This window comes from Micromonospora sp. NPDC049101 (assembly GCF_040648675.1).
Lineage (GTDB): Bacteria > Actinomycetota > Actinomycetes > Mycobacteriales > Micromonosporaceae > Micromonospora.
The window spans coordinates 32,715-45,175 of sequence record NZ_JBEZED010000020.1 but is presented as its reverse complement, the minus strand read 5'-3'; the positions used below and the strand labels follow the sequence as shown (position 1 = coordinate 45,175).

At 72.2% G+C, this 12,461-nt stretch carries 8 protein-coding genes; 2 read left to right on the top strand and 6 right to left on the bottom strand.

The window, feature by feature from the left end; genetic code table 11:
* Nucleotides 1-88: 88 nt before the first annotated feature.
* Nucleotides 89-757 (bottom strand): maleylpyruvate isomerase N-terminal domain-containing protein, encoded by a 669-nt coding sequence (locus AB0B57_RS25160; protein WP_357074505.1) that lies wholly within the window; start codon nucleotides 755-757, stop codon nucleotides 89-91.
* An 8-nt stretch (nucleotides 758-765) separates the two neighbouring features.
* A complete protein-coding gene (locus tag AB0B57_RS25155) occupies nucleotides 766-1,653 on the bottom strand; it encodes a phosphatase PAP2 family protein (RefSeq protein WP_357074502.1) in 888 nt (295 codons plus the stop codon).
* A 140-nt stretch (nucleotides 1,654-1,793) separates the two neighbouring features.
* Between AB0B57_RS25155 and AB0B57_RS25150 the strand changes: the two genes are divergently transcribed.
* Nucleotides 1,794-2,471, top strand: a complete 678-nt coding sequence (locus AB0B57_RS25150) for a DUF3159 domain-containing protein (RefSeq protein WP_357074708.1) — start codon at nucleotides 1,794-1,796, stop codon at nucleotides 2,469-2,471.
* Between the two features lie 307 nt (nucleotides 2,472-2,778).
* On the opposite strand, the gene AB0B57_RS25145 is transcribed toward AB0B57_RS25150, so the two are convergent.
* Nucleotides 2,779-5,685 carry a glycoside hydrolase family 48 protein gene (locus AB0B57_RS25145; protein WP_357074499.1) on the bottom strand — a complete coding sequence of 969 codons (2,907 nt, stop codon included), beginning with the start codon at nucleotides 5,683-5,685 and terminating at the stop codon, nucleotides 2,779-2,781.
* 840 nt (nucleotides 5,686-6,525) lie between these two features.
* Between AB0B57_RS25145 and AB0B57_RS25140 the strand changes: the two genes are divergently transcribed.
* Nucleotides 6,526-7,869 carry a GH1 family beta-glucosidase gene (locus AB0B57_RS25140; RefSeq protein ID WP_357074496.1) on the top strand — a complete coding sequence of 448 codons (1,344 nt, stop codon included), beginning with the start codon at nucleotides 6,526-6,528 and terminating at the stop codon, nucleotides 7,867-7,869.
* Between the two features lie 83 nt (nucleotides 7,870-7,952).
* Here AB0B57_RS25140 and AB0B57_RS25135 read toward each other — a convergent pair whose 3' ends face one another.
* From AB0B57_RS25135 to AB0B57_RS25125, 3 genes are all read right to left on the bottom strand, one after another.
* Nucleotides 7,953-8,366 (bottom strand): roadblock/LC7 domain-containing protein, encoded by a 414-nt coding sequence (locus AB0B57_RS25135; protein ID WP_355008432.1) that lies wholly within the window; start codon nucleotides 8,364-8,366, stop codon nucleotides 7,953-7,955.
* Nucleotides 8,367-8,371: 5 nt separating this feature from the next.
* Nucleotides 8,372-10,792 (bottom strand): nitrate- and nitrite sensing domain-containing protein, encoded by a 2,421-nt coding sequence (locus tag AB0B57_RS25130; RefSeq protein WP_357074494.1) that lies wholly within the window; start codon nucleotides 10,790-10,792, stop codon nucleotides 8,372-8,374.
* 215 nt (nucleotides 10,793-11,007) lie between these two features.
* Nucleotides 11,008-12,420, bottom strand: coding sequence for an FGGY family carbohydrate kinase (locus AB0B57_RS25125; RefSeq protein ID WP_357074491.1), 1,413 nt, complete (start codon nucleotides 12,418-12,420; stop codon nucleotides 11,008-11,010).
* Nucleotides 12,421-12,461: the final 41 nt, after the last annotated feature.

Below are 12,461 nucleotides of genomic sequence, written 5' to 3'. Positions count from 1 at the left end.
GGGGGACGGCGACGCGCGAACGGCGACCGGAAGCGGCAGCGAGCGGGTCAGCGTCGCGAACGGCGACCGGAGGCGGCAGCGAGCGGGGTCAGCGGCCGAAGGCGAGCCAGCGGAAGCCGGCGGCGTCGATCGCGGCCCGTTCCGGGGCGGTCAGCGCCGCCCGGCCGGTGGTCTTGCGGATCAGGGTGCGTCGGTCCCAGCGCAGCTCGGCCGGGATCGGTCGACCTCCGGTGAGCAGGTCGGCGATCACCTCGGCCGCCGGTGGGGTGAGCCAGGGCCGCCGGTCCAGGGCGGCGGCCAGGTCCAGACCGTGCACGCCCACCTCGACGACCCGGGTCCGCAGGAACTCGGTGAGGCTCATCGCGTCGCCGTGCCGGGTCCGTACGACGCGATCGGGCGGTGTGGCGGCCACCGCGGCGTCGGTGGCCCGCCAGGCCCGGTCCCACTCGGTCGCCAGCGCCGCCCGGTCCACCCGCGACGCGTCGCGCCGGCCCGCGGCGATCCGGTCGGCGTCGACAGTCGGGGTGAACTTCGCCCGGCCGAAGTAACCGGCGGCGTCGACCTCGGCGCGTGGCGGGGCCGGCGCGGCGAGCATGTCGGTGAGTCGGCCGACCCCGGTGCGCACGTGCGCGACCAACTCCCGGACGGTCCACGGCGGGCAGTCGGTGGGCCGGTCGAGGTCGGCGTCGACCAGCCCGGCCAGGATCACGGTGAGCTGCCCACACTCGGCGGAGAACGCCGCGCGGACCGGGTCCATCGGCCGGCTCAGCCCTTGACCCGGGGCACCAGCCGGTGCACGACGGTGAGCACCAACGCCATCACCACCGCCATCGTGCCGGCGATCCCGGCGGCGCTGCCCGCGTACGCGACGAACAGGGGCCGGCGGGCCAACTCGTCCGGGCCGATGTCGCGCAGGTCGACAAGCCAGCCGAGGGCCAGGCCGCAGGCGACCAGGGCGAGCACCCCGCCCACACCGAGCACCAGCGCGGCCGTCCGGTGCGCGTCGCCGGGTGCGACCTCGGCCTGCTCCCGCTGGGTGATCAGCAGGACCAGCCCGGCGACCGCCGCCCAGACGCCCACCACCAGGTACGCGGCGATCGCGTCGCTGGGCCGGTGCCAGCCGGCGGAGAGGGTGGCGACTCCGGCGATGGCGGCATAGGCGGCGGCGAGGAAGGCACCGGCCGCCCGCACCTTGGCCGGCAACACCAGCACCAGCGCGACCGCCACCGCACCGGCCACCGTGGTGTGACCGCTGGGCAGGCTGTTGCCCACCGCGACGCGCTCCGGGTCGACGCCGTAGTCGGGGCGGTTGAGCCCGTACTTCAACAGTTGGGTCGAGACGTTCGCGCCGGCGATCAGGAGGGTCGCGGTGATCGCCAGGGCGATCCGTCCCCGGATCACCGCGATGAATCCGATCATCGCGGTGGCGGCCAGCAGGGACACCACCGACATCGCGTTGAGGATCCGGTCGACCGGGCCCTCGATGGTGTCCTGCCCGATCCGGTTGCCCGTGAGGGCGACGGTGTCCACCCACTGGCCGATCTCGCTGTGCAGGGCCACCCGCCACACGGCGAGGAACGCGGCCGCCTGGACGAGGACCAGAACGACCAACCAGACCGCGGTCCAACCCCGTGCCGTCGCGCGCATCCGCACACCGTAGCGGCAGGTGCCGGCCGGTCGATCGGTGGCCCGCCGCGCGCCGCCGGTTAGGTTGGGTCAGAGGCGAGGAGGCGGCGGTGGGCGGAACACCCGAGCACGACAGTGGCCAGGCCGCACCCGATCCGACCCAGCGGGTGGGCGCCGACCCGGGCCCGGGAGGGCGGGCGCGGGCCGAGTCGCTGGCGGACCTGTTGGGCGGACGGGGCGGTGCCGTCGACGCCACCCTGCCGCCGCTCGCGTTCGCGGCGGGCTGGCTGCTGGGCGGCGAGTCGCTGTGGGGTGGGATCGGCGCGGCGCTGGCCGTGGGCGCGGTGGTGGCCGGCGTACGGCTGCGTCGGGGCGACCGGCCGCGTTCGGTGCTGATCGGTCTGCTGGCCGTGTGCGTCGCGGCGTTGATCGCGGTGCGCACCGGCCGGGCCGAGGACTTCTTCCTCATCCAGGTGCTGTCCAACGCCGCCAGCGCACTCGCCTGGGCGGTCAGCATCGTGGTGCGGTGGCCGCTGCTGGGTGTGTTGGTCGGCGGGGTGCTGGGCCAGCGCACCCGGTGGCGGCGCGACCGGGCGCTGTTGCGCGCCTACGGCCGGGCCAGTTGGGTGTGGACGGCGACCTACCTGGTGCGGCTGGCGGTGTTCGTGCCGCTCTACCTCGGTGGGCAGGTGCTCGCACTCGTGGTGGCCCGGGTGGCGCTGACCTGGCCGCTGGTCGCCGCGGCGCTGGCGCTGAGTTGGGTGGTGCTGCGGCGGTCGTTGCCGGCCGGGCACCCCGGTCTGCGTCATCCGGTGACCGGAGAGCCGGGGGCGAACCGGGGCTGATCCGGGCGGGCGTAGGGCAAAAAGGTGGAGAGGCCGCCACGGGGGGAGCGGCCTCTCCGGTGACGTACGTTACTCCGTTGCGGACCTCGGCGTGATCCCGTGACGGCCCGAATTTCTGGGCTTTTTCGCGGTTGGCTCCAGTCCGGGCGGTGGGGTGGGCCAGCCGATCCGCTGCGTCGGCCAGATGGCCGGCCCACCCCGGCCTGACCGTGGGTGTCAGGCCGTCCCGCTGGCCGGAGTCCGTCGTTCCCCGGACCCCGGCCGGATCCCGGGGTGGGCGGTCCACGCCGCCCACCCCGGGTCGTCGTCAGCCGTTCGGGAACAGGCTGCCGAAGTCGGCGTACGCCATGGCGATGTCCGCCTGTGCCCAGAACCGGTGGTAGTTGAAGCTCGGCTCCGGGCCACCGTCCAGGTACGCCTGCACCTTGGGCCAGTCCGGGTCGTTCTTGTAGAAGGACCGGATGTCGAGGAAGCTCTTGCCGGCGGCGATGGTGTCGCCGTTCGGCATCTTCCCGGTCCAGCCCGGCGGGACGTAGAGGCCCTGACCGGTGGACGCGTTGTAGGTGTCGTCGAAGCGCCGGTAGTCGCCACGCTTCTCGGTGGTGGAGACACCCTTGGCGTCGGCCGCGGCGGAGAGCGCGTCGAGCAGCCCCTTCGCCGTGTTCTTGGCCGCCACGTTGCCCGACTTGGCCGCGTACGCGATCAGGGTCCGGGCGTAGGCGCCGGCGACGCCGACGTCCTGGCCCTTGACCGTGACCTCGACGTGCAGGCCGGTGTTGGGCTGCGGGTTGCTCGGGTTCCAGGTGGTCGGCTGGCCGGTCCACGTCAGGTCCGACGGGATCGACCAGTTGGTGCCGAGGGTGGTGTTGGCGATCGCCCACGGCACCCACTTGTCCAGCAGCGCCTTGGCCTTCGCGTTACCGGTCTGCAGGTACAGCTCGGCGATGCGCTGCATCGACCAGGCCTGCATACCGAACCACTGGTTCGACGGCGGGTCGTTGTAGACCGGGTCGACGTCGTAGAACATGCCGTAGAAGGTGCTGGTGCCGGCCGGCGGCTGGGCGTAGCTGCCGTCCCAGCTGTTGGTGGCGCCACCGGCGATGCCGCCCTCGGCGGACTGGAGCCAGGTGTAGAACTCCAGCTGCCGTTCGAGGCTCTTGGTCCAGTCCGCGGTCGCGGTCGGCGACTGCGGCTTGAGCTCCGGGGTGTTGGTCAGCGCCCAGGCCGCGAACGGGTTCTGGTAGCCGAAGTGGTTGTGGCTGGAACCGATCCGCCAGGACCAGTTCTGGCTGGCGTCGTACGCACCGCCCCAGGCGTAGTACCAGGAGAGCAGGTAGTGCGCCGAGTCCCTGCCGCTGCCGGCGGGGCAGGTGCTGGCCCCGACGCAGTTGCCGATCTTCTTGAAGTACTTGTCGAACATCGCGTACCGCAGGTAGTCACCCATCTTGGCGGCCTTCGCGATGGTGGCCGCCACGTCGGCCTGCTTGTTCTGGGCCTTGGCCCAGGTCAGCGCCCAGTACGCGGCCTGCACGGCGCGGGCGTCGGCGTCCGGGGCGTTCGTGTACTTCCACTGCTTGGCGGGGGCGCCGGTGTCCTTGACGAACAGGTCGAGGTAGCCGTACTGACCGCCGTGCTTGAAGGTGTCGCAGGAGGGCTGCGGGATGGTCTCCCACACCGACTCCTGGGTGCCCCGCTGGAAGGTGTTGATGTAGGCCGGCTTGGTGGTGCCGTCACCGCAGCGGCCGAAGCCGTAGGTGTTGTCGACGTCCATCAGCCAGTGCATGCCGTAGATGTCGCCGGTGCCGTAGGTGGACTGCAACTCCGAGCGGAGCGGGTCCTGCCCGACCGAGACGTTCGGGTTCAGCGCCGAGGGGTACTGGCTGGGCAGGTTGTACTCCGCCGCGTACTGCGGCGTCCCAGCGGACCCTGCGGTGGGCTGGTCGGCGTGGGTCGGGATGATGTACTTCTCCATGACCGTCCAGGCGTTGTTGAACGGGGCCCAGTTCTGGGTGACCCGCCCGTAGTTCGCCTCCAGCCACAGCCAGAAGCTGAACGCCTCCGACGTGGTCTCGTGACCGTGGTCGGGCGCCTCGACGATCAGCGTCTCCACCGAGTGGTACGGCACGCCCTCGGGGCTGAAGTAACCCGAGTTTTTGATCTTGCCGTACTGCTCGAGGAACTTCGCGATGTAGGTGTTGTCGCCGCCGGGGGTGTCGTTGTCGATCTCGGTGGCGGAGACCGCCAGCGAGGCGAGACCGGTGGCGGAGGCGGTGATGGTGGCGGCGCCGCCGACGGTGTCGGCGTCCTCCGCCGCGGCGACCGTGACGGTGACCCCGGTGTTCCAGTTGCTCGGGGTCAGCGTGGCGGTGGTCGGCGTGACCGTGACGTCGGCGTCGCCGCTGGGGGTGAGGGTGACCGGCACGTTGGCCGTCGGCGCGGAGCTGAGCTTGAGGTTGAAGGTGGAGGTGCCACCTTCACTGACGCTCACCGCGGACGGGGTGGCGACAAGCGTCGGGCCGCTGGGGACGCCGACGGTGAACGCCTTCTCGTCGACCCCGATGCCGTTGCCGTTGTCGTACGCCTTCGCCTGCACGGTGTAGTTACCGGCCGGCAGGTCCTCCTGCGTGTAGGCGTACGGCGCCGAGGTGTCGGTGTTGATCAGCAGGCCGTTGCGGTAGAACTCGACCTTGCTGATCGTCCCGTCCGGGTCGCTGGCCGTGGCGGTCAGCGGCACGTCGGCCGGTGCGGTGAACGGCCCGCTCGGCAGGCCGAGGGAGACCGTCGGCGGCAGGTTGGCCGGGGTGCCGTTGCACGGGGTGCCGTTGAGGGTGAACGAGGTGGGCTTCGGGTTGCTGCCCGTGTGGGCGCCGTTGAAGCCGATCGTGGTGGAGGCCCCGGCGGCGAGGTTGCCGTTGTACGACTCGTTGGTCACGGTGACGTCGCTGCCGGTCTGGCTGTATCTGGCCGACCAGCCCTGGACGACCCGCTGGCCGCTGTTCGGGAAGGTCCACTTGAGCGTCCAGTTGCTGATCGGATCGCCCAGGTTCTTGATCGTCACGTTGGCGGTGAAGCCGTTGTTCCAGTCGTTGGTCGCGTAGACCACGTCGCAGGCGGGCGCGGCCTGTGCGGCGCCGGCGGGCAGGGTCACCCCGCCCGCGGCGAGCGCGGCGGCGGCGAAGATCGCCACTCGACGGCGTCGTGCCAGTTGTCTCATGTGCGCGGTGTCTCCTCGGACCAGGCCGGGACGGTCCCCGGCGAGGCGCCTGCCCGCGATGGTGGTGGTCCGCGGGGATGTCGAGGCGCCGGGAAGGTGGTCTCCCCCGGGCCCGGCCGGGGTAGGGCGGTGCGGCCGCACGGGAGGGGTCCCGCCGGCCGCGATGGGGTGACCGTGACCGGAAACGTGCTGCCGGCTGCCCTCGGTGAACCCGCGCTGACGCGATGTGGCTCCTGTCGCGTTGAATCGACAGTGTGCCATGGAAGCGCTCCCACAACAAGCGCAGACGTCGCTCGTTCAGCCCGTTGTTTCGATCTCGTTTTGGGTCTTTCACAAAGCGGTGACGGGCGTTACAGTCGCAACATCGGTCGATGGGAGCGCTTCCATCGACAAGGTTCCAAAAAGAAGATCGCTGGGGTCGTCCTGACGAGCCCGGCGAACCATCCCGAGGGCCGACGACGGGCCAGCCCGGACGCCGTCGTCAGCCATCATCCCGCCTTACGGAGGGAGGTGGAACCAGAGCCACTCGCGTGGCCCGGCTCCCGCGCGACACGCACGGCAGGACCCAAATTCCGCCCGTGTGTGTGCAGTTACGGTGGGGACGGGGGTTGCCCTCCCCCGTCCCCACACTAAACCCCCGTACACGATGGGAAAAGAGGCCGACGGGACAGGCGCGCCGCGCCGCCCGGCGGCCTTGTTCGCTGTCTGGGGCCCCCAACCGCCTCGACCCGCCATCGCCGGCCGCCATGACGGCCAGCTGACCCGGGTTGGCCGCCCCTGGCCTATCCTGGGAGCGCTCCCGAATCCCCGGCGGTGGCCCCGTATCCACGAGGAGAATCCATGTCGATACCTACCGGGCCCGCCGGCCCGCTGCGCTTCCCCGCCAACTTCGGCTGGGGCGCGGCCACCTCGGCGTACCAGATCGAGGGCGCCGCCAAGGAGGACGGGCGTGGTGAGTCCGTCTGGGACACCTTCAGCCGTGTCCCGGGCAGCACCCGCAACGGCGACACCGGCGACGTGGCCGCCGACCACTACCACCGCTACACCGAGGACCTCGACCTCATGCGCGACCTCGGATTGCGCAGCTACCGCTTCTCCATCTCCTGGCCCCGCATCCAGCCCGACGGCACCGGTGCCCCCAACCAGCGCGGGCTCGACTTCTACCGCCGACTCATCGACGGCCTGCACGACCGTGGGATCACCCCGATGGCCACCCTGTTCCACTGGGACCTCCCCCAGGCCCTACAGGACTCCGGCGGCTGGGAGTCGCGCGACACCGCCCACCGCTTCGCCGACTACGCCGACGTGGTCTTCCGCGCCCTCGGTGACCGGGTGCCGGCGTGGCTCACCATCAACGAACCCAAGACCGTGGTGCAGAACGGCTACCTCACCGGCCACCACGCCCCCGGCCGGCAGGATCCGGACGCCGCCTACCTGGTCGCCCACCACCTGCAACTCGCGCACGGGCTCGCCGTCGGCGCGCTGCGGGCCACCGGCAGCGGCAGCCGGATCGGCCCCGCGCTCAACCTGCACCCCTGCTACCCCGCCGACGACTCCCCGCAGGCCGCCGCTGCCGCCCGCCTCTACGACGGCTACGAGAACCGCCTCTACCTCGACTCCCTGCTCCGGGGCGACTACCCGGAGGACCTGCTGGCCGACCTGGGCCCGCAGAGCCGGATGGTCCAGGGCATCCGCGACGGCGACCTGGCGACCATCTCGGCGCCGATCGACCTGTTGGCCGTTCAGTACTACACACCCATCTACGTCACCGCCGACGGCGGCACCGTGCGACGCTGGGCGACCACCGAGGCCGAGTGGCAGCAGATCTACCCCGAGGGGATGTACGACCTGCTGACCCGGGTCACCCGCGACTACGGCCCGATCCCCCTGACCATCACCGAGAACGGCCTGCCCACGGCGGACACGCTGGCCCCGGACGACACCGTCCACGACACCGGTCGGATCAACTTCCTGCGCGACCACCTCACCGCCGTGCACCGGGCCATCGCCGACGGGGTGCCGCTGGAGAGCTTCCACGTCTGGTCGCTGCTGGACAACTTCGAGTGGGACGCGGGTTACGACCAGCGCTGGGGCCTCGTCTACGTGGACTACCCCACCCAGCGGCGGGTGCTCAAGAGCAGCGCCACCTGGTACCGCTCCGTCATCACCGACGGCGGCTTCTGAGCGGGCCGCCACCCGGGGATTGCCGGGCCCGGACGGCTCGGCTCGGGTGAGCCGGTGACCGTCCGGGTCCCGGCCGGGGCCGGTCAGCGGGGCAGGGCCTGCTGCAACTCCGCTCGCAGCGCCGGAGTGAGCATCTCCCCCGCCTGCTTGGCCAGCCGGGCCATCTCGTATCCCACCACGCCGATGTCGGCGTCTCCGGCGGCCAGCGTGGCCAGGATCGAACCGTCGCGGATCTGCATCACCAGGAAGTAGCCGCGACCCATCTCGACCACCGTCTGCTTGACGATATCGCCGTCGAACATCGAGGCCGCGCCCGCCGTGATGCTCATCAGGCCGGAGGTGACCGCCGCGAGTTTGTCCGCGTTGTCGCGGGGCAGGTGATCGGAGATCGCCACCAGCAGCCCGTCCGAGGAGACCACCACCGCGTGCGCCACGCCCGGCACCCGCTCCGCGAACGCGCTCACCAGCCAGCTCAGGTCACGCGCCTCCTGGCTCAACGTCGTCACTGTCGTCGTCCTCCTTCGTCGTACCCCCCGGACGGTGGCACGGGTATCTCGGTGGTGTCCTCGGCCTCGGCACGCCGCACCCCGCTGTAGAGCCGAGAGAGCATGCCGCCGACCGCTTCCGGGTCCGGGTCGACGCGTTTCGGCGCCGAGGTGGGTTGTGCCGTACGGGTGACCGCGCTCAACTGCGCCATCGGCACCCGCACCGGCAGCCCGCGTTCGTTCGTGCCGCCGGTCACCGGGACGGCCGGCGGCACCGCCACCGTGGGTACCGCCGGCGCGGACGGACCCTGCCGCGACCACCAGCCCCCACCGTCGCCGGAGGTGGCGGCCGGGGCCAGCACATCCTCCGCGCGCACCGGCACCGGACGGGCCTGACGCGGCACGGCGACCCCCGGCGGACGACCGGCCACCGGCAGGTCCCTGGTGTCGAAGCCCGCCGCCGGGGCACCGGTCTCCCAGGCACCCGCGGGCTGCGCGGCCCCGCCCCGAGCGGCGTTCGCCGCCAGCATCCGGGCCGACGCGGGTGGATCCAACTCCACCGCGCCCGCCGGAGCCAGCAGCCCCGCGGGCAGCACCAGCCGGGCGACCAGACCGTCCTGACCACCGTCGAGGCGCACGGTCACGCCCAGCCGGGCGGCCAGGTGGCTGACCACGAACAGGCCCATCCGCTCCACCGCCGCGACATCCGCGGCCGGAGGGCTGGAAAGCACCGCGTTCGCCTCGGCCAGCGCGGTCGGGCTCATGCCCAGACCGTGGTCGACTATCTCGATCAGCGCGGTCGTGGCCTCGACCCGGGCGGTCACCACCACGGGGGTGTCCGGGCGGGAGAAGGCCGTCGCGTTCTCCAGCAGCTCGGCCGCCAGGTGCACCAGCTCGCCGACGGCGTGCCCGACCACGTACACGTCGGCCACCGACTCGATGCGGACCCGCTGGTACTGCTCGATCTCCGCGGCGGCGGCCAGCAGCATCGCACCGAGGCCGACCGGCCGGTTCCACCGCCGGGTGGAATCGGTGCCGGCGAGCACCAGCAGACTCTCGTCGTTACGGCGCATCCGGGCGGCCAGGTGATCGAGCTTGAACAGGTTCTCCAACTGGTCCGGGTCGCCCTCCTCACGCTCCAGGTCGTCCAGCAGCTCCAGTTGGCGCTCCACGAGCACCTGGCTGCGGCGGGCCAGGTTGACGAACATCGCGTTGACGTTGCGGCGCATGAGCGCCTGCTCGACGGCGACGGTGACCGCGCTGCGGTGCACCGCCACGAACGCCTCGGCCAGCTCACCGATCTCGTCGAGCGAGCGGACCACCGCCGGCGCGACCTCGATGGTGGGCACCCCCCCGCCGACGGTCTTCAGGCGGCCCAGGGCGTCCGGCAGCTCGACCTGCGCGATCCGCAGCGCCTGACTGCGCAGCAACCGCATCGAACGCGCCACCGACCGCCCGACGAGCAGCGAGATCAGCAGGGCTGCCAGCAGGACCGCGACGACTCCACCGACGACCAGCAGGGTGGTCCGGAGCTGACCGTTACTGGCGTCGTCGGCCTGCCGCACGGCGTCGTCCAGCACCCCCGCCTCAAGCTGGCGCAGCAGGTCCTGGCGCTGCTGGCTGGCCGACCACCACTGCTCCGACGGCAGCACCTCGGGCGCCGCGTCGCCGGCTGGCAGACTGCGTTCCTCCAGCTGCGTGGCGACCAGGAACCCCGGGGTCACCGTGGTCTCGTCGTAGCGGCGGATCTGGTCGTTGGTCGCGGCCACCCGGAACGCGCTGAGCGCGGTGAGCTGTTGGGCGCGCAGGTCCGCGAGGAGCACCCGGTCCTCGGTGCCGTACCCACCGGTGCGGCCGGCGGCGTAGAGCCGGGCCCGGACCTGGGAGGAGAGCTCCTTGACCCGGGCGAGCTGCACGTAGCGCAGGACCGCGTCGTTCAGCTCGGGCTGGCCCTGGCCGGGGGTCGGCTCGGCGAGCAGGTCGAGCATCGCGCCGATCGCCCGGAAGTAGTTGCTCAGGATCGTGTCGCTGCTGAGCACCGCGGGCGGGATCGCCGGCCGGATGTCGTCGACCTGGTCGTACGCCTCCAACGCCTCGGAGTAGGCGACCCGCCAGGACGCGTCGGCGTCCGCGAGGGGCGCGGCGGCCCGCCGCAGGTTGTCGATGGCCCGGTCGGCCGCCGCCTGCAACGGCCGCAGGTTGTTCACCGCGGTTTCCCGGTCGCCGCCCCGGCGCAGCTCACCCAGCTCCCCCGCCGAGCGGTCGCGCTCCTGCTGAAGCTGGTGCACCACGGCGGTGATCTGCCGGCCGATGCCGACCTGGCGGGAGAAGTCGTTCAACGCCGTCGTCCGCCCGACCAACGCGCTGGTCTGCACACCGGCGAGCACCAGGAACGCCAGCGACGGCACGATCAGCACCGTCGCGAGCTTCGTGCTCATCCGCCAGTCCCGCAGCCGGAACGGTGACCGGCGTCGATGCGGGACAACTCGGACGTCGAAGCGACGCCGGCGATGGCTCGACACCGCGCCGTTCGCCGGGTCGGGACCTGCCGCCACCCTGCCTCCTCGGTCCTACCGCGTCCACCGCGGTCCGGGGAGCGCGGTCCATCCAACCAGGCTCGCGACCAGTGTCAACGGCCCGGGCGACGCGAGGTTCAGGAAGGATACTGCGGGTGCGAACCTCCTGCCGTGGTCGGTAAGACCAGCTCGTCCGTCCGGCCGATGTCGGCGAGCTCGATCGCGTCACCGAACCGACCCAACGCCACGAGTGCCGCGCCGGTGGCACCGATCTCCGGGTTGCGTTGGTGCGACACCGGTCGCGGTGCCAGCGCGGTCGCGAACGCCTGCCGCCACCACACCGAGGCCGCCACCGCACCCCCGCCCAGCACCACACCCACCGGTTTGTCGACTGTGGACTCCAGCACCGCGAGATCCTCGGCGACCAGCTCACAGAGCCCCTGCATCAGCCCGGCCAGGATGTCCACCGAGGTGGTGCTGAAGCTGAGGCCGCGGAGCTGCCCGCTGCCGGCGGGCGCCAGGCCGGGCGGCCGGTCGCCACCGAAGCGGGGGTCGGTGGGTCGGCCACCACCCGCCGGCACCAGCGCCAGTGCCGCGTCCAGCTCGGCGCCCTGGGGCAACCGCAGCTCCCGGTTCGCCCAGGCGAACAGGTTGCCCCCACTGGAGTACGCCGCGCCGGTGACCACATGGTCGTGGTCGACCCGGTAACGCCAGAGTCGTTCGGGGAGCCGGGGCATCGGTTCGCCGGCCGGGATCCGCTGCATCAGCCGTACGGCCGCCGAGGTGCCCACGGTGACCGCGGCCCGGCTCGGGTCGACGCAGCCCGAGCCGACGTTCGAGGCCCCACCGTCGCCCACCGGCGGCGCCCACCGCGCCTGCGCCAACTGCGGCCACCGGTGGGCCAGCTCGGCCCGGAGCCGGCCGTGCCAGTCCAGCTCGCCGAGGGCCGGCAGGTCGGCTGGTCGCGCCCCGGCCAGCGTCAACGCCTCCTCGTCCCAGCGCAGGGTACGCAGGTCGAGCAGACCGGTCCCGGAGGCCTGGGACACCGACATGGGCGCGTCGCCGAGCAGCTCGCCCAGCACGTACTCGGGTAGGCCGACGAACCGGGCGATCGTCGTGCCGGACTGCTCGCGCAGCCAGGGCAACCGCATCGACCAGTACGAGCGGTGCCACCAGCAGCCGGTGCGCTGGTGGAAGCCGTCCGGGTCGGACGGTCCGGCCGTACCGCCGACCGGCGCGGGCCGGGTGTCCAGCCAGGTGACCACCGGGCCGATCGGGGTGCCGTCGCGGTCGAGCGGGAGCACCGAGTGCCACTGGGCGGACACCGCCACCAGGTCGACGTCGTGCAGGTGCCCCGCGTCGGCCAACTCGTCGAGGCATTCGATCAGGCAGGCGAGGTAGCCGGGACCGGACAGCGTGCCGGTGCCGTCGTCGCCGATGGCGAGGTCGACCTTGCGCCGGGCCAGGGCGCCGGGCAGCGGACGGCTGTCGCCGTCCAGCACCAGCCCGCGTACCGAGGAGGTGCCCAGATCGAGCGCGAGAATGTTCATCGACGGTCAAGTTACCCGGTGTCAGCCGGGCGTCGGGCGCG

Bases quoted from the DNA above. Each gene is read 5' to 3' on its own strand.
- AB0B57_RS25160 (WP_357074505.1), bottom strand. From the start codon at position 757: ATGGACCCGGTCCGCGCGGCGTTCTCCGCCGAGTGTGGGCAGCTCACC.
- AB0B57_RS25145 (WP_357074499.1), bottom strand. From the start codon at position 5,685: ATGAGACAACTGGCACGACGCCGTCGAGTGGCGATCTTCGCCGCCGCC.
- AB0B57_RS25140 (WP_357074496.1), top strand. From the start codon at position 6,526: ATGTCGATACCTACCGGGCCCGCCGGCCCGCTGCGCTTCCCCGCCAAC.
- AB0B57_RS25130 (WP_357074494.1), bottom strand. From the start codon at position 10,792: ATGAGCACGAAGCTCGCGACGGTGCTGATCGTGCCGTCGCTGGCGTTC.
- AB0B57_RS25125 (WP_357074491.1), bottom strand. From the start codon at position 12,420: ATGAACATTCTCGCGCTCGATCTGGGCACCTCCTCGGTACGCGGGCTG.